Here is a 21,314-nt window from a genome sequence, read left to right as displayed (position 1 = left end):
CTATGAGCATCTTTGGAAACAGCATTTTCGGCAACAAGGGGCCAGGCGTTGCGGGCGGAACATCCCGGGACAGCCGGGAGGATACGACGGCGGCAGGCAGCGCCGGCGCGGCAGGCACCGTCCAGAAGAGCGACGCCCAGTGGCGGGAGGAACTGACCCCGGAGGAATACCGCGTCCTGCGCCAGGCGGGAACCGAACGGCCCTACACCGGTGAATACTGGGACACCCACACCGAGGGCGTGTACCAGTGCCGGGCGTGCGGCGCTGAACTCTTCACCAGCAACGAGAAGTTTGATTCGCACTGCGGCTGGCCGTCATTCTGGGCGCCGCTCGCCGAAGGCAAGGTGCGCTACATCCACGACCGGACGCTGGGGATGGACAGGATCGAAGTGCGCTGCGGCACCTGCGACTCCCACCTGGGCCATGTGTTCGAGGGCGAGGGCTACGGGACGCCCACCGACCAGCGTTACTGCATCAACTCGGTCTCCCTGCGTCTGGTTGCCAAGGACGATGCCGCAGGAAAGGCCGGGTCCTGAGGCCACGGCTTCCAGTGCCGCGGATTCACGGGGGTGGACCCCCAGTAACGGACCAGCCTCGGACCTGCGGCTACGCCATGGAGGCTAAGGCTTACTTACGATAGACCCTTTTTGGCATAAGTGCTGCTGGTTGCTTGTTACGCTCGCCAGAGAAGCAAGCAACCAGAAAGGCAGCCGACGATGACAGAGACCCTGACCACCGCCGTTACCGGTATTTCCGCCGAAAGCCAGGACTGGCTCCGGCTCAAGGGCGCGGCAACCGCCCTGCAGGCCCTCCAGGTCCAGGACGGCTCCGTGCCCCACGCCGCCGACCATGCGGAAGCCAACCGGTACGCAGCAACCATCGTGAACGCCATCCGCGCCCTGGCCCCTGCGTTTCCGCACGATGCCGCCTACCTCGATGCCGCCTGTGCCGATTTCGAGGCTTGGGCGGCCGGCGGCTTCAAGGTCCCGGACTTCCTGTCCTCGCTGCTGGCCTTCCAGCCGCAGGAGCAGCGCCATGACGGCCTGCAGCATCTGGTGGTCTTCCCCATGTACACCCAGAACGGCAGCAGCAACCGGTTGGTGGAGGCGGTGCTGATCGAGGTCATCTGGCCGGAGTTCATCGCCGGCCTGGAGGCTGGCGCCTACTCGAACAAGATGTTCGTGCCCATCCGGTTCGTTGACTTCACGCCCGGCTACGACACCAACTCCGCCGTCCTCTTCCCGGAGACCGTAGCCGTCAGCACGACCCCCACCTTCACCTGGGGCGCCATCTTTGCCGACCGGGAAGCTGCGCGCTTCCGGCGGGTTCTGAAAGCCGCCGCGGACATCACCTCGCTGGAACTGCCCGAAGGTGCTGCGGAACTGCTCGCCGACCAGGACCTCACCGAAGCAACGTTTGTCATGTGGGACCTGATCCATGACCGGACACACATGCGCGGCGACCTGCCGTTCGACCCCTTCATGATCAAGCAGCGCATGCCATACTTCCTGTACTCGCTGGAGGAACTGCGCTGCGACCTCACCGCGTTCCGCGAATCGGTCCGGATCGAAAGGGACGAAGACGCCGATCCCGAGGCCCGGCGGCACGCAAAACTCGTGCAGTACGCCATCATCTTCGACCGCATCTTCCGCTTCGCCATCACCGGCAGCCGCGTCCGCAACTACGACGGCCTGGGCGGCCAGCTCCTGTTCGCCTGGCTGCACCAGCAGCACGTCCTGCACTGGACGGACACCAGGCTTACCATCGACTGGGACGAGGTGGCGGATGCCGTCATCGCCCTGGGAGCCAGCATCGACGACCTGTACTGGCGCTCCATTGACCGGCCGAAGACCGCGCACTGGCTCGCGGCCTACCAGCTGGTGTCGGCAACGGTCACCCCCAACCCGGCGTCCGTTTGGGCAAAGGGACCCGATGCGCTGCCGCTGGCTGGAACGCCGCGGAGCCTGACGGACCAGGTCCTGGACGACGAGTTCCCGCTGTCCATGTTCTACGAAGCACTGGAGAAGAAGATGCGCCCGGTCATCGAGTCCACCGCCGGCATCACCGGCCGCTCCGCGCTGTGAGCACGGCTGCCCGGGAACCGGGAGCCGCCGGACCACTTAACGTCCTGCTGGCCGGCGGCAGCGGGGCATCCGGTGTCGCCGTGGCGCGCGCCCTTGCCCTGGCAGGACACCGGGTGGCCACGGTGGGCTCGGACCGGACGCGGATTGCTGCGGCAGCCCGGCAGGCGGGCGACGGCGTCACGCCCTTCACGTGCGACCTCGCGGTGCTGGCGGACGTCCGGAGGCTGCGCGACGACGTCGGCGGGACTTTGGGCAGGGTGGACGGCGTGATCCACCTGGTGGGCGGCTGGCGCGGCGCCAAGGGCATCACCGACCAGTCCGACGACGACTGGGACTTCCTGGAACGCGGCGCCGTCACCACGCTCCGCAACGCCTCACGCGTCTTCTTCGACGACGTCGCCGCTTCCCGCTCCGGCAGGTTCGCCATCGTCTCCTCCACCGCGGTGGAGAAGCCGGCCGCCGCGGTGGCCAGCTACGTGGCGGCCAAGGCCGCCGCGGAAGCGTGGACCATGGCCCTGGCTGACGGCTTCCGCCGGATTCCGGAGGCGGGCGGCGGCCAGCCCGCGGCCACGATCCTCGTGGTCAAGGCCCTGGTGGACGATGCACTGCGCCGCGCCCACCCGGAGCGGAAGTTCCCCGGGGCGACGGACGTCGCCGACCTGGCCGCCGCCGTCGTACGCCTCTTCGACGCGCCGGCCGCCGAACTCAATGGCGCCCGGCTCCGGCTGGCAGACTGACCGCGGCCGTGACTGAACCTAGACTGAAAGCGTGACCAATCCCATGACGACAACAGCAGAAACCGGTGCCGGACTGCGGCTGCACGATCCCAATGTCCGCGGCTTCGCCTCCGACAACTACTCCGGCGTCCACCCCGAAGTCCTGGCAGCACTGGCCGCCGCCAATGAAGGGCACCAGGTCTCATACGGCGAGGACGACTACACCGCGCGCCTGCAGGAGCTGATGGTCGACCACTTCGGCCCCGGCATTGAATGCTTCCCGGTGTTCAACGGCACCGGTGCCAACGTCCTGTCGCTGCAGTCCCTGCTCCCCCGGTGGGGCGCGGTGGTATGCGCGTCCACCGCGCATATCAACATGGACGAGAACGGCGCACCGGAGCGCGTCGGCGGGCTTAAGCTCCTGCACGTGCCCACCCCCGACGGCAAGCTGACGCCCGGACTGATCGACAGGGAAGCCTGGGGCTGGGGCGACGAGCACCGCGCCCAGCCGCTGGCAGTCTCCATTACCCAGACCACGGAACTGGGCACCTGCTATACGCCGGAGGAAGTGCGCGCCATTGCCGACCACGTGCACGCCAAGGGGATGAAGCTGCACATGGATGGTGCCCGGCTGGCCAACGCCGCAGCGCACCTGGGCGTGCCCCTGCGGGCGTTCACCAGGGACGCCGGCGTGGACATCCTGTCCTTCGGCGGCACCAAGAACGGGCTGCTGTTCGGCGAAGTGGTGGTGGCCCTGAACCCCGAGGCGGCCCACGGCCTGGTCTACCTGCGCAAGATGGACATGCAGCTGGCCTCCAAGATGCGGTTCCTGTCCGCCCAGTTCATCGCCCTGCTGGAAGGCGACCTGTGGCTGCGCTCGGCCGCCCACGCCAATGCCATGGCCGCCCGCCTGCGTGCCGCCGTCGACACCATCCCCGGCGTCCGGCCCACCCAGAAAACGGAATCAAACGGAGTCTTCGCCGTCCTTCCCCCCGGCGCGGCGGACAGGCTGCGCGGCTCCTTCCGGTTCTACGACTGGGACGAGGCGGCAGGGGAAGTCCGGTGGATGTGCTCCTTCGACACCACTGAGGAGGATGTTGATGCCTTTGCCGCCGCAATCAGGCATGAATTGCGGGACTACCAGGACGGCCGGGCCGGGTGACCGGCTGCTGACGGCGAGCCTTCCCACTCCACCCCCTCCTGCCCCGTAATCTGCCAAGGTGAACGCACTTGACCAGGTTCCCCCGGATTTTCTCCACGCCTTGGGAACCCTCAGGAAAGCCCAGTGCCGCAAGGAGCTGCGCCTGGCGGAGATCCCCGCCCCCGCCCGGCTGGCGCCCTTCGCCGTCGCGCTGGGCGCCGAAGTCCTGGCGCCCGGCGCCGGCGTGCCATCCACGCCCGTGCACGGTCCCGCGGCCATGGCCTTCGCCGCCGCATCCGGCACAGCCGCTTCGGGGCCGGCCGACGAGGACGAGACGGAACTCGCCACCGGACGCTTCATCCTGCTGCATGACCCGGACGGCTCAGCGGTGTGGGACGGCGAGTTCCGGATCGTCACCTATATCCGCGCCGAGCTTGAACCCGAAATGGGCAACGACCAGCTGCTCGGCACCGTGGCGTGGACCTGGCTGGTGGAGGCACTGGAAAACCACAAGGCGGCCTACCGGGCAGCCGGGGGTACGGCCACACGGGTCCTGTCCGAAAGCTTCGGCACCCTGGCCGGGCGGCCGGGGTCCATCGACATCGAACTGCGGGCCTCCTGGACACCCGCGTCTGCCGACGTCCAGGCCCACCTCGAGGCGTGGTCGGACATGGTATGCACCTTCGCCGGGCTGCCGCCCCTGCCGGACGGCGTCACCGCCCTCCCGCCCCGCCGGCGCAGCCAGCAGAACGGTCATGGGGCAGCCCGGTAAACTGGGGGCATCATGACCCCAAACATTCCGGAAAACACCACAGCCGGCGTCCCGGCTGCTGATACCGCGCCCCACATCACGGTGGAGGGCTTTGACAGCCCCATCCCCGAAATCATCGACCTTGACTCTCCCCGGGACGGCGTTCCGCTGGTCATTGAAACCCAATCCGGCCTGGAACGCTGTGCCGCTGCCATCGCCGCCGGCACCGGCCCCGCCGGCGTGGACGCCGAACGGGCCTCGGGGTTCCGCTACGGCCAGCGCGCCTTCCTGGTCCAGATCCGCCGCGAGGGCGCCGGGACCTGGCTGATCGACCCTGAGCCGTTCGAAAACCTGGACATCATCAACGACGCACTGCGCGGCGTGGAATGGATCCTGCACGCGGCCACCCAGGACCTGCCCTGCCTGTCCGAGCTCGGCATGTGGCCGGACAAGCTCTTCGACACCGAACTCGCCGCCCGCCTGGCCGGACTCCCGCGCGTGGGCCTGGCCGCGGTGATCGAGCAGCTGCTCGGCTTCGGGCTGGCCAAGGAGCACTCCGCCGCCGACTGGTCCACCCGCCCGCTCCCGGAGCCCTGGCTGCGTTATGCCGCCCTGGACGTCGAAGTCCTCACCGAACTGCGCGAAGAACTCATCGAACTGCTGCAGGCGGACGGAAAACTGGAGTACGCCGAGCAGGAGTTTGCCGCCATCCTCGAAGCCGGCATTGCACCTCCACGGGTGGACCCCTGGCGTAAGACCTCGGGCCTGCACCAGATCAGGGACCGGCGGCAGCTGGCCGCCGTCCGCGAACTGTGGCTGGAGCGCGATTCGCTGGCGCAAAAGCGCGACGTGGCACCCGGCCGGCTCATTCCGGATTCCGCCCTCGTTGCCGCGGCAAAGGCCATGCCGGCCACCGTCCCGCAACTGCTGGCGACCAAGGGGTTCCATGGGCGCGCAGCACAGCGCGAAGCACCGCGGTGGCTGCGCTGCATTGCCGCAGCGAGGGCCCTGGAAGAGCTGCCGCCGCTGCACCTGGCCACCAACGCTCCGCCACCCCCGCGGGTCTGGGCGGACCGGGACCCGGAAGCTGCCGCCCGGCTGGCCACCGCCCGGCCGCTCCTCCAGGCCAAGGCGGAGGAACTGAAACTGCCGCTGGAGAACCTGTTGACGCCCGATTACCTGCGGCGCGTTGCCTGGCGGCCGCCGGCTGAGGTAACCGTCGAATCCATCGCTGCTGAGCTGCGTGCACTGGGCGCCCGGGCCTGGCAGGTGGACCTCACCGCGCCGCTGATTACCGGGGCGTTCCTGAACCCGCAGCCACTGCCTGCCAAGGAACCCAAAGCAGTCGCTGCCGGGGGCGCCCAGTAACCTCGGCTCCAGCCCTTGCGGGCTAAGTTACTCACGAGTAACATCGGTGGGACCGACGCCAACTGCAGCCGTACTCCGGCATGCACCCCGGCGCTACGTCTCGATGAGGAGTTACACGTGAGCCAGCACGGAAGCGGCGCATCCCCGCGCACTGTCCGCGACGTCGTCTTTGTTGACGGCATCCGCACACCCTTCGGCAGGGCCGGTGAAAAGGGAATCTACGCCGGAACCCGGGCCGATGACCTGGTGGTGAAATGCATCCGCGGCCTGCTCCGCCGGAACCCATCGCTGCCGGCAAAGCGGATTGACGAGGTGGCCATCGCGGCGACCACCCAGACCGGCGACCAGGGCCTGACCCTTGGCCGCACCGCCGCCCTGCTCGCCGGCCTGCCGCGCACGGTCCCCGGCTTCGCTGTCGACCGTATGTGCGCAGGTGCCATGACGGCCGTCTCCACCACCGCCGGCAGCATCGGCTTCGGCGCGTACGACGTGGTGATCGCCGGCGGAGTGGAGCACATGGGACACCACCCCATGGGCTCCGGCGCCGACCCCAACCCGCGCTTCATGTCCGAGCGCCTGGTGGACCCGGCCGCGCTCAACATGGGCAACACGGCTGAGAACCTGCATGACCGCTTCCCGGCCATCACCAAACAGCGCACCGACGCCTACGCCGTGGCCTCCCAGGAGAAGCTGGCCGCCGCCTACCGGAACGGGAAGATCCAGCCTGACCTGGTTCCCGTCGCCGCCCGCAAGCCCGGCGAAGGCTGGACCGTCCACAGCAAGGACGAGCCGCCCCGCCCCGGCACCACCCTGGCTGACCTGGCCGGCCTGCGGACACCGTTCCGCGCCCACGGCAGGGTCACTGCCGGGAACTCGGCCGGCCTGAACGACGGCGCAACCGCGGCCGTCCTGGCCTCCGCCGACGCCGCCGCCGAGCTCGGCCTGCCTGTGAAGATGCGGCTGGTCAGCTATGCCTACGCCGGCGTGGAACCGGAGGTCATGGGCATCGGGCCCGTCCCCGCCACGGAAAAGGCGCTGAAGACCGCGGGACTCAGCATCGATGACATTGGACTGTTCGAGATCAACGAGGCCTTTGCCGTTCAGGTTTTGAGCTTCCTTGACCACTACGGCATTGCCGACGACGATCCCCGGGTCAACCGGTACGGCGGCGCCATCGCCGTGGGCCACCCCCTTGCCTCCTCCGGCGTCCGGCTGATGATCCAGCTGGCCCGCCAGTTCGAGGAAGATCCCTCCGTGCGTTACGGAATCACCACGATGTGCGTAGGTTTGGGCATGGGCGGAACCATGATCTGGGAGAACCCGCACCACCCCGATTACAGCGGAACCCCCTCCGGGAATTCCACTGCAGCCGCATCCGAAGGAGCCCTGGCATGAGCGCCGCAGATTACCGCAAGTTGGCAGACCTCTTCCCCAACGAAACCGTGACCCACTCCTACGTCCAGGACATCGCCCTGCCCGGAGTGGAAGGCAAGCCGGGCCCGGGAACCTTCGCCCTGGTGACCCTGGACAACGACCTGGACCACACCAAGCCCACCACCCTTGGCCCCAACACCCTGGTGGAGCTGGGCACGGTGCTGGAAGGGCTGCGGGAGCGCGCAGCCCGCGGCGAGATCGTGGGCGTCGGCGTGACCGGCAAGCCGCACTACCTGGTGGCAGGCGCGGACCTTTCCGCCGTGAAGTCCCTCGAAAAGCGCGAGCACGGCCTGTGGATGGCCCAGTTGGGCCACGACGTCTACGCCACCCTGGCAAACCTCGGCGTCCCCAGCTTTGCCTTCATCAACGGCGCCGCACTGGGCGGCGGCCTTGAAATCGCCCTGCAGTCCACCTACCGCACGGTGTCCAGCGGCGCGGGGGCCCTGGCACTTCCGGAAGCGTTCCTCGGCCTGGTTCCCGGCTGGGGCGGCGTCTACATCCTTCCCCGCCTGGTGGGGCCGGAGAATGCCGTCAAGGTCATGATCGAGAACCCGCTCAGCAACAACCGGACCCTGTCCGGTGGGCAGGCGTTCACGCTGGGCGTCGCTGACGCCATCTTTGAGCCGGCCGATTTCCTGGAGCAGTCCCTGGCCTGGGCCTCGGGGGTCATCTCCGGCGACATCGTCCCCGAGCGGGCCAACGCCGTCGACCCTCTTTCCCCGGACACCCAAGCCCGCTGGGCTGCCTCCGTGAAGGCCGGGCGGGCGTTCGTCGAAGCCAAGACGTCCAACGCCTCCCCGGCTCCCGCCAAGGTCCTGGACATCCTCGAGGCCAACCGGACCATGACTGCCGCCGAGTCCGCCACGCTGGAATGCGAAACGCTGGCCGACCTGATGCAGACCGATGAGTTCCGGTCCACCGTCTACGCGTTCCTGGACCTGGTGCAGAAGCGCGCCAAGCGCCCCGCCGGTGCCCCGGACCGCAAGCTGGCCCGGCCCGTCACCAAGGTGGGCGTCGTGGGTGCCGGGCTGATGGCCGGCCAGCTGGCGCTGGTCTTCGCCCGCCAGCTGAAGGTGCCGGTGGTGCTGACCGACATCGACCAGGCCCGGGTGGACAAGGGCGTGGCGTATGTCCACGCCGAGGTGGACAAGCTGCTGGCCAAGCAGCGCATCAGCCAGGACGCAGCCAACCGGACCAAGGCACTGGTGACGGGATCCGTCTCCAAGGAGGTTTTCGCGGACGCCGACTTCGTCATCGAGGCCGTCTTCGAGGAACTGCACATCAAGAAGCAGGTGTTCGCGGAACTGGAAGCGGTCGTGGCGCCGGAGTGCATCCTGGCCACGAACACCTCCTCGCTTTCGGTGACGCACATGGCGGCAGACCTGCAGCACCCGGAACGGCTGGTGGGTTTCCACTTCTTCAATCCGGTAGCCGTCATGCCGCTGCTGGAAATCGTCCGCGCCCCGCGCACGGATGACGCCGTACTGGCCACGGCCTTCGAGCTCGCCAAGGCGCTGAAGAAGACGGGCGTGCTGGTCAAGGACGCGGCGGCCTTCGTGGTCAACCGCATCCTGCTCCGGCTCATGGGTGAGGTGACCGCAGCCTTCGACGAAGGAACCCCCGCGGAAGTCGCGGACACGGCGCTGCGCCCCATGGGCCTGCCCATGACGCCCTTCACGCTGCTGGCCATGGTGGGCCTGCCCGTGGCACAGCACGTCCAGGAATCCCTGAACGCGGCCTTCGGCGACCGCTTTCCGGTCTCCACCAACCTGAAGAAACTCATCGACAACAACGTCAAGGCCCTGTGGGAAACCGCCCCGGACGGATCCCGCGCCATCCCGGACTCCACCCTCCAGGTAATGTCCTTCGGCTCCAGCCCTTCCACGGCGGAGCAGGTGCTGCGGCGGGTCCAGGATGCCCTGGCAGAAGAAATCGGCCTGATGCTGGACGAGGGCGTGGTGGCCGGACCCGAGGACATCGACCTCTGCATGATCCTGGGCGCCGGCTGGCCCATGTTCCTGGGCGGCATCACCCCGTACCTGGACCGGGTGGGCGCGTCCGAACGGATTAACGGCAGGCGTTTCCTCGCCCCTGGCATCGCCTCAAGCCCCTCGCAGGGGTAAGCGGACCTCCGGTCAGGCCGGCACCAGCCGGCCACCATCCAGCGACAGAATGCGGTGCGCCGCCGTCCGTGCATAGCCCAGGTCATGGGTGACCAGCACGACGGCGGCGCCCTCCGCTGCTGCCGAACCGACCGCGGCATCCAACAGGGCCAGCCCGTCCCCGTCGAGGGCCACGGTGGGTTCGTCCAGGGCAAGGACGGCGGGCCGTCGGGCCAGGACCGTAGCCAGCGCCAGGAGGCGCTGGGCGGACGCCGAAAGTTCCGCGGGATGTTCTCCGGCGGCATCAGCCAGGCCTGTTGCCGCCAGGGCCGCGGCGGCGCGTTCCCCCGCCGTGCCGGCATCCACCAGCCGGTCCAGCCCGAAACTGACCTCCCGAAGCACGGTCCGCTCAAACAACTGGTCGCGCGGCTGCTGGAAGAGCAGGCCCACGGAAGCGGCCGTCTTTCCAACCGGGACTCCCGCGATCTCCGCGCCGTTCACCAGGACCGCACCCGAGACGGGACGCAGGAGGCCATTGAAGTGCCGCAGGAGGGTTGATTTCCCGGCACCGTTGGGGCCGGTGACAGCCACGATTTCCCCAGGATGGACAGCCAGCTGCACGTCGCGCAGCACCAGGGGCCCATCCCGCGTCGGCTCCCGCATGGGCTTCCTCCACCCCCTGCCCCGCGCCGGTGCCTGCCGGTAGGCAAAGGACACGTCCCGGAGCTGCAGTGCGGGCGGCCCGGGCTGCGCCGGGGTGTAGGGCGCCCCTGCCGGCCAGGTACCACCCGGCCCCTTTGTTTCCCTGCTTTCGGGGTCGTGGAACGCCGTGGCCGTGCGCCGGATGGCGGGCGGCACCAGTCCCGATTCGGGGCCCATTCCCGCCGGCGGGCCGCTTGCGGCCACCGTTCCGTCCGCCAGCACCACCCACGTATCCGCTTCCTGCAGCAGCGGGTGGACGGCCTGGCTGAGGACCACGACGGCGGTGCCCCGCTTCAGGAGGCCGCGCACCACAGCGGCAAGCCTCGTGGCCCCTGCCGTGTCCAGCGAGGCGAAGGGTTCGTCCATGATGAGCACTGAAGGACCGGCGATGATGGCGCAGCCGATGGCCAGGCGGCGCAGCTGTCCGCCGGAGAGCCGGGCCGGGTCACGGTCCAGCTGGTCCCGCAGTCCCAGCAGCCCGGCTGTACGCTGCACCGCCGACTCCATCGCGCGGCGCTCCACGCCGGCATTTTCCAGGCCGAAGGCCAGTTCCTCGGCCACGGTGGAACGTACCGTGGACAGCACCGTGGCCGGGTCCTGCGGGACGAAGCCGACGTAACGCCCCCACTGCGCCGGGTCCACCCGCGGATCCCCGGCGCCGCCGTCGAAGTCCAGCCGGGTCCCGGACAGCTCGAGGAATCCGGCCAGCACGCCGTGGCCGCCAGGCGGCAACCAGCCGGAAAGGAGGCGGCCCAACGTGGACTTGCCGCTTCCCGAGGCGCCAAGGATGGCGGTGAAGGAGCCCGGCGGAACGGAAACCGCGACGTCGTGCAGGGCCGGGGTCCGCGCGTCATGGAAAGTGAACGTGCGGATGCCGGCAGCCAGGACAGGCGTCCGGGGAACGACGGCATGCGCAGCGCCACCGGGCAGTCCTGCATTGTCCGCACGGTGCGGGCCGGCGGCGGCCATGGGCTCAGCCACCGTGGACCGCCTGCGCCAGCCGGACAGCAACTGCCGTCAGGGCTGCCAGTACCAGCACTGCCCGCACCACCCTTTGCAGGCTGGAATCGGGGACCGCCCGGTAGCTGGTCCGCGGCCCGGTGCTGCTCAGGCCCCTTGCCTCCAGGGCGGCAGCCCTGGTGCCGGCATCCTCGACCATTGCCAGGACCAGGGGAACCGCCTGCAGCCGGAACGCGGCGATCCTGGACAGCAGGCTGCGGGTGACTACCAGGCCGCGGGACTCCTGGGCCTGCCGGATCCGCTGTGCCCGTGCGGCGATGGCGGGCAGCAGGGTCAGGGTGGAGGCCAGGACGAAGGCGAACCGTCCCTGGACCCCGCGGGCGGACAACGCAGCCACCAGGTCCGGCACGCTGACGCTGAAGGAGAAGACCAGCAGGGCCAGCACCAGGGCGCCGAGTTGCAGGATGCGTTGTACCGCGAAGTCCAGGCCTTCTGCGGTGACGCGGGCAGGTCCCCACACCGCCAGTACCGTCCTGCCTTCGGGGAAGAACAGACCGTGCAGCACGAGCAGTGACAGGCCAAACGGGACCAGGATCGCTGCGGCGGCCGGCAGCATGCGCCGGGCGGTGCCGCCCACCGTGGACAGGCCCAGGCAGCCGGCAATGACGGCGAGGGACAGCGCCCAGCTGCCGGCCGCCGTCGTGATGGCCGCCGTGGCCGCGGCAGCCGTGAACGACGTCAGGGGGTTGAGGCCCTCCCGCCTGGCCGGCGCCGCGGGCCTGCCTGCGGAAGGTGTAGCCACAGGGGTCGGTCAGCCGTTCTGCGCCGAATCGTGGGCAGTTCCCTGCGCAGTGCCTGCTGTCCGGTCCTGGGCGGGAGCGTCCGCCGGGGTGTTGCCGGCCAGGACACGGTGGCGCCGGATGAAGGGGAACTGCTGGCGGGCCCGGCGGGGCAGCGCATAGACCAAAAGGGCCACGATGGTGAACACGATGGCCTTGTCCATGGGGTCGGAGATCAGCGCCTGCTTGGTGATGGCTGCCAGGAGGGTGTCCCCCATGGCCCGGAAGGCGCTGACGATCGCCCCGGTGGCGACGCCCGAGGTTCCGCCGAAGACGAAGGCGGCCACCGGCGCGGACACCACGCCGGCGATGATGCCGGTGACGAAGCCTGCCACGGGGGCGAGGTAGAAGCGGCGGAACAGGCCGTAGCGGGCGGCAAGCCCGGCCAGGCAGCCGATCAGGGCGGCACCGGCGGCGAATGGCAGGACTGTGGGGTTGAAGAAGGACCAGACGATGCTGCTGAGGGCACCGGTGGCGGCTCCTGCGGCCGGACCTGCCAGGACGGCAATCAGCACCGTGCCGATGGCGTCGAGGTAGAACGGAACCAGGGTGCTGCCCACGAACTGGCCCAGCACGATGTTCAGGACCAGGGCCACGGGGATCAGCACCAGGGTGGACGCCGGAAGCGTGGGCAGGACGGCAACGATCAGCAGGACGGCGCCGGCGAGGAAGCCGGTGAGCGCAATCAGGGCGGAAGCGCTGCCCGGACCACCGGTGATGTCGGCCGGCTGGTTGAGCACCAGGTAGATGTAGGTGGCGGCGATGGCCAGGGCGCCCAGGATCTCCAGGATCCGGCGGCGGCCCGTGGAGCGTTCCTGGGACGGGAGCGTCAGGGAGGGCGATGACATGGAGACGTATTCCTTTGGGTGCTGGCGGGAGCCCGGCTCTGCGGGGCCGGGGTGGGGCTGCCTATGTCACCTCGGCAGCGTCCGGCGGCACATGCGCCGGTGGGTCCGTGGCCCATTCTACCGGCCATCCTCCGGTACGGTTCCCTGCAGGATGCTCCGGTCTTTCCGGGGTTCGGTTTGCCGGTTCACCCCACCCGGCGGGCAAGGCGTCCGACGGCGGACACCAGTTCGCCGAACGCCTGTTCCGGGTTGTTGCCGGTCACGATCCTGGCGTTTGGGGGTGCGCCCCAGAGGCCGCGGAAGTCGGCCACGGTGGTCCCGGCCAGGAGCGGTGAGTCTGTTTCGACGTCCACCGTGGCGGGCCGCGCGGTGTACTCCAGGGTGCCTGCGGCGACGCCCGCCGCGAAGAAGTCGTGGACATGCGCCAGGTACCCCTGGTCGTAACGCCGGTGGAACTCGAAGTAGAAGCGCAGGGCATCCGAGAGGTGCCTGATGAGGGTGTTGCCGGAGGTACTGCGGCGGCCCTCGGGGTCTTCGGGGAGCACGAGTTCGGGGGTTCCCGCACCGGCCGCCTTAGCCAAGGCGGTGACGTGGGCCGGATGCAGCTCCATCCGTTCCGTGGTGTCCAGGGAGCAGACGATGGGAAGGCTCTCCGGCGGCCGGCCCCGGTAGGCGGCGTAAACCTCCTTGGCGGCGTGCGGGTCCACGTGCGTGTTCCACTCGGCGGTGGGGGTGGTGTTGCCCTGGTGGTAGAAGGCCCCGCCCATGATCACCACTTTGGCCAGGAGGTCGGGAAGGGCGGGTTCCTGCCGCAGCGCCAGGGCGAAGTTGGTCAGCGGGGCGGTGATGAGCGCGGTGAGCTGGCCGGGCCTGGCCCGGGCCTGCTCAATCCACAGGTCCACGGCGTTCCGCTGGCTCAGCCTTCCGGCGGGCGCGGGCAGGACGGCGTAGCCGATCCCCTGTGGCCCGTGGGTTTCAGGAGTGGTGAGCAGCGGGATGGACAAGGGCTTGCGGGCACCCACAGCCACCTCGACTCCAGGCCGCCCGCAGAGTTCGAGCAGCGCGAGGGTATTGCGGGCCACCTGGTCGGCGTCGACATTGCCCGGGGTGGCTGTAACCGCCACGAACTCGGTGTCCGGGAGGGCGGCAAGGTAGGCAAGGGCCAAGGCATCGTCGATGCCGGTGTCGACGTCCAGCAGATAAGCGGGCACGGCTGCCTAGAAGAGCGCAACCTTGGGCACGGCGGGAAAGATTCCGTCCAGCTCGGACAGGTCTTCCGGAGTCGGAATCCAGTCAGCCGCTTCCGCGTTCTGCCTGACCTGTTCAGGCCTGGTCGCGCCGGCGATCACGCTGGCCACCGATGGCTGGGCGGCGAGCCAGGAGAAGGCCACCTCGATCTCCGTCAGGCCGCGTTCCTTCGCGAACGAGCTGAACCGGCCCAGCTGGTCCCAGTCGGCGTCGTCCACCATGGAGGTGCGTGTGTGGCTCAGCCGGGACCCTTCGGGAGCGTGTCCTGGAGCGTACTTGCCGGTCAGCAGGCCGTTGGCCAGCGGGAAGTACGGCAGGACGCCCAGGCCGAACTCCTCCGCGGCCGGGGTCACCTCGAGTTCCGCGCGCCGGTCCAGCAGGTTGTAGTGGTTCTGGGTGGAGATGAAGCGTGCGGTGCCCAGTTCCCGGGCCACGTACTCCGCCTGGGCGATCTGCCAGCCGGACCTGTTGGAGTGGCCGATGTAGCGGACCTTGCCGCTGCTGACCAGTGTGTCCAGCGCCGCAAGGGTCTCGTCGATGGGGGTCAGCGGGTCCGGGGTGTGGAACTGGTAGAGGTCGATCCAGTCCGTGCCGAGCCGCCGCAGCGAGGCCTCCACCGCCTGGATGATGTAGCGGCGGGATCCGCGGGCGCCGAAGTCCGGCCCGCTGGCGCCTTTCATGTCCATGCCGAACTTGGTGGCAACCACCACGTCCCCGCGCCGGCTCCCCAGCGCTTTGCCCAGCATGGTTTCGCTCAGTCCCGGTTCGCGGCCGTAGGTGTCGGCGACGTCGAACAGCGTGATCCCGGCGTCAACGGCGGCATGGATGACGGCGTCCGTGGCGTCCTGGGATTCCGTTGCGGTGTTGGCCCGGCCCAGGTTGTTGCAGCCCAAGCCTACGGTGGAGACGGTAAGGCCTGATTTTCCAACGCGGCGGTAACTGGTCAACGAAGGTCTCCTAAAGGCTGAAGCTGCCGGCCGGCCTGGCCGGGTGCTTGAGTTTGTAGTGCCCGGGCTCGGCATAGGGGGCGGCGCCGATGCTGAGCTTGGTGAAGTCAAGGTCCTCTCCCCGGGCGCAGACCTTGATGGCGTTGACGGCCTTGTTGACGTCCGGGCACAGGCAGAAGATGTTGAGCTTGTGGTCGGTAAATTCGGAGCGCTCCACCGTGCCCAGCCCGCGCCATGCAAGGTGGCTGATGAGGGCGTCCTTGGCCTTTTGCTCAAGGCGCCGGTCACGTTCCGTGCCTTCCCGGGTCTTGAGCGCGAACTGGGCCACCACCCAGGACTGTTCCTCAGCGGGAATCTCGGCATACCCGTCCTCGGTGCACTGCACGGCAAAGGCGTCCAGGAGGCCCTCTGCAGCGTCGGCGTCGGGGACGTCCGTTTCCTCGGTCTTGCTCTGGTGCCCCACCACGCCGAAGTTCATCACGAACTGCGAGTAGTCCTCGTCAAACCAGGCCTCCCGGAAGTGGAGGACGCCTTCGTCGTCGCGCTTGTAAACCCTGACAATGCCGCTCATATGGTGCGTCCTTTTGTAAACCATTCGACGTCGGTGCCGTCGAAAGGCGCATGCTGCGCCTTCACGGCGTGGTACAGCCCGTCCGCGGCGGACTGGATGTCCTCGATCAGCCGCTGGGGGTAATGCATGGCGATGCTGTGCTCCGCGAATTCGTCCTGGTCATCGATGAAGACGCCGCGGTCCGCGGTGCGGATGACGTCCAGGTCCATGTCGATCACATGGAACTCGGTCACGGCGGGACGGATGTGCGTCCACTCGTGCCCCACGGCCAGGTCCACGTAGACGCGCACGCCGTTGGGGTGGGCGGAGTCGTAGAACGTGGCCACCCAGTCGCCCTCGCGCGGCACCAGCAGCACGGCATCGGAGCGCGTGTAGAAGGCGGCCCCGGGGCGGGAGCAGAACTCGTTGGTGCCCTGGAAGATCCACCAGCCGTACTGGTCCTCGCCTAGGTAACGGCCGGGCACCACCCAATGCGCCTTGCCGTTCCATTTGCGGTTGCGGGAAACCACCAGCTGGCCCGGCTCCAGGCCGTTGGGTACCCGCGTGGTGGTGGTGTGCAGAACCGGTCCGGCCTCCCCGGCGGGGCCAGGGTACTTCAGTTCGTCTTCGTCCCTCACAGGATCGGAAGGCTGCCGGTGGTGGGGTGCTGCTGCCCGGGCAGGGGCCGCGCGAACGGAACTTTGGTTCCCAAAACCTGTGCGACGACGTCGTGCGTAATTTGCTGGGCGGTCAGCCCAACACGCTCCAGCACCTGGTTGCGGGTGCCGTGGTCCAGGAACTCCACGGGCAGGCCCACCTCGTTTAGGGCGGTGTCCACCCCGGCGGCGCGCATTTCCTGCCGGATGCGGGAGCCGACGCCGCCGGCCCGGACGCCGTCTTCGATGCAGACCACCAGGCGGTGGTGCGAGGCCAGCGCAACGATGGAGCGGCGCACGGGCAGGACCCAGCGGGGATCCACCACGGTGGTGCTGATGCCCTGGGCACCCAGCCGGGCGGAGACGTCGAGGGCAAGTTCGGACATGGCGCCGACGCTGACGATCAGTACGTCGTTTTCGGTGGACCCGGACGGCCGGCGGGCAAGGACGTCCACGCCGTCGCTGAGGCGTTCGATCGCTTCCACTTCGGGGCCTACGGAACCTTTGGAGAAGCGGACGACAGTGGGGGCGTCGCTGACGGCCACGGCCTCGCGCAGTTCCTCGCGGAGGCGCGAGGCGTCGCGGGGCGCAGCCAGGTGCAGGCCGGGCACGATCTGGACCATGGCCATGTCCCACATGCCGTGGTGGCTGGCGCCATCCGGTCCCGTGACGCCGGCACGGTCCAGGACGATGGTGACGCCGGCCTTGTGGAGGGCGACGTCCATGAGCAGCTGGTCGAAGGCCCGGTTCAGGAAGGTGGCGTAGACGGCAACCACCGGGTGCAGGCCGCCGAAGGCCATGCCGGCAGCTGCGGTGAGGGCGTGCTGCTCGGCGATGCCGACGTCGATGACACGCTTCGGGTGCCTGGCGGCGAACTTGTGCAGCCCCACCGGGATCAGCATGGCGCCGGTGATGCCGACGATGTCCTCGCGCTCGTCGGCGATGGCGGCGATCTCGTCAGCGAACACGGAGGTCCAGGACTGGGCGCCGCCGCTGCCCGTGGGTTCACCGGTTTCCGGATCGATGATGCCGACGGCGTGGAACTGGTCGGCCTCGTGGGCGCGGGCCGGCGCGTAGCCGTGGCCTTTTTCCGTCATCGCGTGCACGATCACGGGGCCGCCGTAGTTCCTGGCGGTGGACAGGGCGTGCTCGATGGCCTGGAGGTTGTGGCCGTCCACCGGGCCGATGTATTTCATGCCGAGGTCCTCGAACATGCCCTGCGGCGCCCACCAGTCCTTGATGCCCTTCTTCATGGCATGCAGGCTCTTGTAAGTGAATTGGCCCACGGGGCCGCCGTTCTGCAGCCGCTTCTTCCACCAGTCGAGTGCACCCTCGTAGGCGGGGGCGGCGCGGAAGGAGTCGATGGTGGGGCGCAGCGATGCGAGGTAGTCCGCGAATCCGCCCACAGTGGGGGCGTAGGAGCGGCCGTTGTCGTTGACGACAATGACCACGCGGCGCTTCTTGTCCGCGGCGATGTTGTTGATGGCTTCCCAGGCCATGCCGCCGGTGAGGGCGCCGTCGCCCACCACCGCGACGACGTGCCGGTCGCCCTCCCCGGTCAACTGCCGGGCGCGGGAGATCCCATCGGCCCAGGACAGCGAGGAGGACGCGTGGGAGCTTTCGACGATGTCATGCTCCGACTCTGCCCTGGAGGGGTAGCCGGAGAGGCCGCCTTCCTGGCGGAGGGTGCTGAAATCCTGGCGTCCGGTGAGCAGTTTGTGGACGTAGGACTGGTGTCCCGTATCGAAGACGATGCTGTCACGGGGAGATTCGAAGATGCGGTGCACGGCCAGCGTCAGTTCCACGACGCCGAGGTTGGGTCCGAGGTGGCCGCCCGTCTGCGAGACGTTCGTGATCAGGAATTCCCTGATCTCCGAGGCCAGCTGTTCCAGCTGTTCCTCGGTCAACTCGTTCAGGTCCTGCGGATTCCGGATGGTGTCCAAGATTCCCAATGACCCCTCCTTTGGGTGGTAGACGTGCCGTTTAACTCTAACGCCTCGGTTCGCAGGGCCGGACGTCGCTGAAAAGCCGAAGCCCCGGCTGGTCCGTGACCGGCCGGGGCTTCGGGGTGGCTGCTGCCTGCTGGCAGATCCCGTTAGTTGACGGAGATCTGGCGCAGCACGTACTGCAGGATGCCGCCGTTGCGGTAATAGTCCGCTTCACCCGGGGTGTCGATGCGCAGGACGGCGTCGAAGGACTTCGAGGAACCGTCCTCGGCGGTGGCGGTGACCTTCAGGGTCTTGGGCGTGGTGCCCTCGTTCAGGGCGGTAACGCCCTCCACCGAGAAGGTTTCCGTACCGGACAGGCCCAGGCTGGCGGCGTTCTCGCCGGCCGGGAACTGCAGCGGCAGGACGCCCATGCCGATGAGGTTGGAGCGGTGGATGCGCTCGTAGCTCTCGGCAATGACGGCCTTGACGCCCAGCAGGGCGGTGCCCTTGGCGGCCCAGTCGCGGGACGAACCGGAACCGTATTCCTTGCCTGCCAGGACTACCAGCGGGGTGCCGGCTGCCTGGTAGTTCTGGGCGGCGTCGTAGACGTAGGCCTGCGGGCCGTCAGCCTGGGTGAAGTCGCGGGTGAAGCCACCCTCGACGCCGTCCAGGAGCTGGTTCTTGATGCGGATGTTCGCGAACGTGCCGCGGATCATCACCTCGTGGTTGCCACGGCGGGAGCCGTAGGAGTTGAAGTCCTTGCGCTCCACGCCGTTGGCCAGGAGGTACTGGCCGGCGGGGGTGTCGGACTTGAACGAACCGGCCGGGGAGATGTGGTCCGTGGTGACGGAGTCGCCGAGCTTCAGGAGCACGCGGGCGCCGGTGATGTCCTTGACCGGTTCAGGCTGCGCCTGCATGCCCTCGAAGTACGGGGGCTTCCGGACGTACGTGGAGTTCGGATCCCAGGCGAACGTGTCGCCGGCCGGGGTGTCCAGCGCCTTCCAGCGGTCGTCCCCGTCGAAGACGCCCTCGTAACCCTTGGCGAACATTTCCTTGTCGATCGAGGAATCGATGACCTGCTGGACCTCAACCGGGTTGGGCCAGATGTCCTTCAGGAAGACGTCGTTGCCGGCCTCGTCCTTGCCGAGCGAATCGGTCTCGAAGTCGAAGTCCATCGAACCGGCCAGGGCGTAGGCGATGACCAGCGGCGGCGAGGCCAGGTAGTTCATCTTGACGTCCGGGTTGATGCGGCCTTCGAAGTTGCGGTTGCCGGAGAGGACGGCGGCGACGGCGAGATCGTTGGCTTGGACGGCCTCGGAGATCTCCGCTTCCAGCGGGCCCGAGTTGCCGATGCAGGTGGCGCAGCCGTAACCCACGATGTAGAAGCCGAGCTTCTCCAGGTACGGGGTCAGGCCGGACTTCTCGTAGTAGTCGGTGACGACCTTGGAGCCAGGGGCCACGGAGGTCTTGACCCACGGCTTGGCGGTCAGGCCCTTTTCGACGGCGTTGCGCGCCAGGACCGCGGCGGCCAGCATGACCGACGGGTTGGATGTGTTGGTGCAGGAGGTGATGGACGCGATGGTGACTGCACCGTGGTCCAGCTCGAACTCGCGGCCATCAGCCATCTTTACGGGCACCGGGTTGGAGATCCGGCCGGCGCCGCCGTGCGCTGCGGAGTACTTCGGCGGTTCGCGGTCGGTGTCCGAGATATGGGTCGCTCCGCCCGTGAAGGACGGCGCGTCCGAAGCCGGGAAGCTCTCCTCGAGGGACTCGTCCAGGGTGCCCGCGTTCGCGTCGTGCGAGACGTAGTTGAGCAGGTCGTGGCGGAACTCGTCCTTGGCCTCGGTCAGCTCGATGCGGTCCTGCGGACGCTTGGGGCCTGCGATGGACGGAACAACGGTGGACAGGTCCAGTTCCAGGTACTCGGAGAACTTGATGTCGCGGGACGCGTCGTGCCAGAGGCCCTGTTCCTTCGCGTAGGCCTCGACGAGGGCGACGTTCTGCTCGGACCGGCCGGTGAGGCGCAGGTAGTCCAGCGTGACGTCGTCGATCGGGAACATGGCGGCGGTGGAGCCGAACTCGGGGCTCATGTTGCCGATGGTGGCGCGGTTTGCCAGCGGAACCTCAGCTACGCCTTCGCCGTAGAATTCCACGAACTTGCCCACCACGCCGTGCTTACGGAGCATTTCGGTGATGGTCAGCACAACGTCGGTGGCGGTGGCGCCGGCCGGGATGCTGCCGCTGAGCTTGAAGCCCACGACGCGCGGGATGAGCATGGAGACGGGCTGGCCGAGCATCGCTGCCTCGGCTTCGATGCCGCCTACGCCCCAGCCCAGCACGCCCAGGCCGTTGACCATGGTGGTGTGCGAGTCGGTGCCGACGCAGGTGTCGGGGTAGGCGCGGAGGGCGCCGTCCACTTCACGGGTCATGACCGTGCGGGCCAGGTATTCGATGTTGACCTGGTGCACGATGCCGGTTCCCGGGGGAACCACCTTGAAGTCGTCAAACGCGGTCTGGCCCCAGCGCAGGAACTGGTACCGCTCTCCGTTGCGCTGGTATTCGATCTCCATGTTGCGCTCCAGTGCGCCGGAGTTGCCGAAGGCATCGATCTGGACCGAGTGGTCGATCACCATTTCGGCCGGTGCGAGCGGGTTCACCCGCTTGGGGTCGCCGCCCAGCTCCTTGACCGCTTCACGCATGGTGGCCAGGTCAACAACGCAGGGAACGCCGGTGAAGTCCTGCATGATCACGCGTGCCGGGGTGAACTGGATTTCTGTATCGGGCTCCGCATTCGGATCCCAGCCTGCCAAAGCGCGGACGTGATCGGCAGTGATGTTCGCGCCGTCCTCGGTCCTCAGCAGGTTTTCAAGCAATACCTTGAGGCTGAACGGAAGGTTTTCTGCACCTTCAACGGAGTTCAACCGGAAAATTTCATACTCGGTTCCGGCTACATTAAGTTTGCCTTTTGAACCGAAACTGTCCACAGTGCTCATCGCAGGACTCCTCTCGCAACAGTTTCATCTTTGTCGCGCGGTTGACC

17 protein-coding genes are annotated in these 21,314 nt (G+C 68.2%); 8 read left to right on the top strand and 9 right to left on the bottom strand.

From position 1 onward, the window contains the following. Positions 1-2: 2 nt before the first annotated feature. From msrB to RM50_RS02190, 8 genes are all read left to right on the top strand, one after another. Positions 3-536 carry a peptide-methionine (R)-S-oxide reductase MsrB gene (msrB, locus tag RM50_RS02225; protein WP_043449503.1) on the top strand — a complete coding sequence of 178 codons (534 nt, stop codon included), beginning with the start codon at positions 3-5 and terminating at the stop codon, positions 534-536. Between the two features lie 180 nt (positions 537-716). Further along, entirely contained in the window at positions 717-2,084 is a 1,368-nt protein-coding gene (locus RM50_RS02220; protein ID WP_043449502.1) for a DUF6421 family protein, read from the top strand. Continuing rightward, complete coding sequence (locus tag RM50_RS02215) at positions 2,081-2,821, top strand: SDR family NAD(P)-dependent oxidoreductase (protein ID WP_052259907.1); 741 nt, start codon at positions 2,081-2,083, stop codon at positions 2,819-2,821. Before RM50_RS02220 ends, RM50_RS02215 begins: the two co-directional genes overlap by 4 nt. A 43-nt stretch (positions 2,822-2,864) precedes the next feature. Further along, positions 2,865-3,962: a threonine aldolase family protein gene (locus RM50_RS02210; RefSeq protein WP_043449695.1), complete on the top strand. Its 1,098-nt coding sequence runs from the start codon at positions 2,865-2,867 to the stop codon at positions 3,960-3,962. A gap of 58 nt (positions 3,963-4,020) precedes the next feature. Then, positions 4,021-4,713, top strand: coding sequence for a DUF3000 domain-containing protein (locus RM50_RS02205; protein ID WP_043449500.1), 693 nt, complete (start codon positions 4,021-4,023; stop codon positions 4,711-4,713). A 12-nt stretch (positions 4,714-4,725) separates the two neighbouring features. After that, entirely contained in the window at positions 4,726-6,060 is a 1,335-nt protein-coding gene (locus RM50_RS02200) for an HRDC domain-containing protein (RefSeq protein ID WP_043449498.1), read from the top strand. A gap of 117 nt (positions 6,061-6,177) precedes the next feature. Further along, positions 6,178-7,455, top strand: a complete 1,278-nt coding sequence (locus RM50_RS02195) for a thiolase family protein (protein ID WP_043449496.1) — start codon at positions 6,178-6,180, stop codon at positions 7,453-7,455. Continuing rightward, the gene (locus RM50_RS02190; RefSeq protein ID WP_043449494.1) at positions 7,452-9,617 is read left to right on the top strand and encodes a 3-hydroxyacyl-CoA dehydrogenase NAD-binding domain-containing protein; all 2,166 of its coding nucleotides are present in this window, start codon (positions 7,452-7,454) and stop codon (positions 9,615-9,617) included. The genes RM50_RS02195 and RM50_RS02190 overlap by 4 nt, the downstream gene beginning before the upstream one ends. A gap of 12 nt (positions 9,618-9,629) precedes the next feature. On the opposite strand, the gene RM50_RS02185 is transcribed toward RM50_RS02190, so the two are convergent. The 9 genes from RM50_RS02185 to RM50_RS02145 all read right to left on the bottom strand — a co-directional run bounded on the left by RM50_RS02185 (position 9,630) and on the right by RM50_RS02145 (position 21,267). Further along, positions 9,630-11,279 carry an ABC transporter ATP-binding protein gene (locus tag RM50_RS02185; protein WP_240471825.1) on the bottom strand — a complete coding sequence of 550 codons (1,650 nt, stop codon included), beginning with the start codon at positions 11,277-11,279 and terminating at the stop codon, positions 9,630-9,632. Continuing rightward, on the bottom strand, positions 11,272-12,060 hold the full coding sequence (locus RM50_RS02180; RefSeq protein ID WP_052259906.1) for an energy-coupling factor transporter transmembrane component T family protein: 789 nt from the start codon (positions 12,058-12,060) through the stop codon (positions 11,272-11,274). The genes RM50_RS02185 and RM50_RS02180 overlap by 8 nt, the downstream gene beginning before the upstream one ends. Positions 12,061-12,069: 9 nt before the next feature. After that, positions 12,070-12,945, bottom strand: a complete 876-nt coding sequence (locus RM50_RS02175; protein ID WP_043449492.1) for a hypothetical protein — start codon at positions 12,943-12,945, stop codon at positions 12,070-12,072. Positions 12,946-13,130: 185 nt separating this feature from the next. Then, positions 13,131-14,156: a nucleoside hydrolase gene (locus RM50_RS02170; RefSeq protein ID WP_043449490.1), complete on the bottom strand. Its 1,026-nt coding sequence runs from the start codon at positions 14,154-14,156 to the stop codon at positions 13,131-13,133. A 6-nt stretch (positions 14,157-14,162) separates the two neighbouring features. Continuing rightward, the gene (locus tag RM50_RS02165) at positions 14,163-15,140 is read right to left on the bottom strand and encodes an aldo/keto reductase (protein ID WP_043449489.1); all 978 of its coding nucleotides are present in this window, start codon (positions 15,138-15,140) and stop codon (positions 14,163-14,165) included. Positions 15,141-15,150: 10 nt separating this feature from the next. Next, positions 15,151-15,711, bottom strand: a complete 561-nt coding sequence (locus RM50_RS02160; protein WP_043449488.1) for a hypothetical protein — start codon at positions 15,709-15,711, stop codon at positions 15,151-15,153. Next, positions 15,708-16,328 carry a DUF402 domain-containing protein gene (locus RM50_RS02155; protein ID WP_156133813.1) on the bottom strand — a complete coding sequence of 207 codons (621 nt, stop codon included), beginning with the start codon at positions 16,326-16,328 and terminating at the stop codon, positions 15,708-15,710. Before RM50_RS02155 ends, RM50_RS02160 begins: the two co-directional genes overlap by 4 nt. Continuing rightward, on the bottom strand, positions 16,325-18,298 hold the full coding sequence (dxs, locus tag RM50_RS02150; RefSeq protein WP_043449487.1) for a 1-deoxy-D-xylulose-5-phosphate synthase: 1,974 nt from the start codon (positions 18,296-18,298) through the stop codon (positions 16,325-16,327). Before dxs ends, RM50_RS02155 begins: the two co-directional genes overlap by 4 nt. A 143-nt stretch (positions 18,299-18,441) precedes the next feature. Beyond that, positions 18,442-21,267: an aconitate hydratase gene (locus RM50_RS02145; protein ID WP_043449485.1), complete on the bottom strand. Its 2,826-nt coding sequence runs from the start codon at positions 21,265-21,267 to the stop codon at positions 18,442-18,444. Positions 21,268-21,314 lie beyond the last annotated feature (47 nt).

Origin of the sequence: Pseudarthrobacter phenanthrenivorans, from assembly GCF_000813845.1 — a bacterium.
In the GTDB taxonomy this organism is placed as follows: domain Bacteria; phylum Actinomycetota; class Actinomycetes; order Actinomycetales; family Micrococcaceae; genus Arthrobacter; species Arthrobacter phenanthrenivorans_B.
The sequence above is the reverse complement of the archived record's forward strand: the minus strand, read 5'-3'. Positions and strand labels throughout refer to the sequence as shown.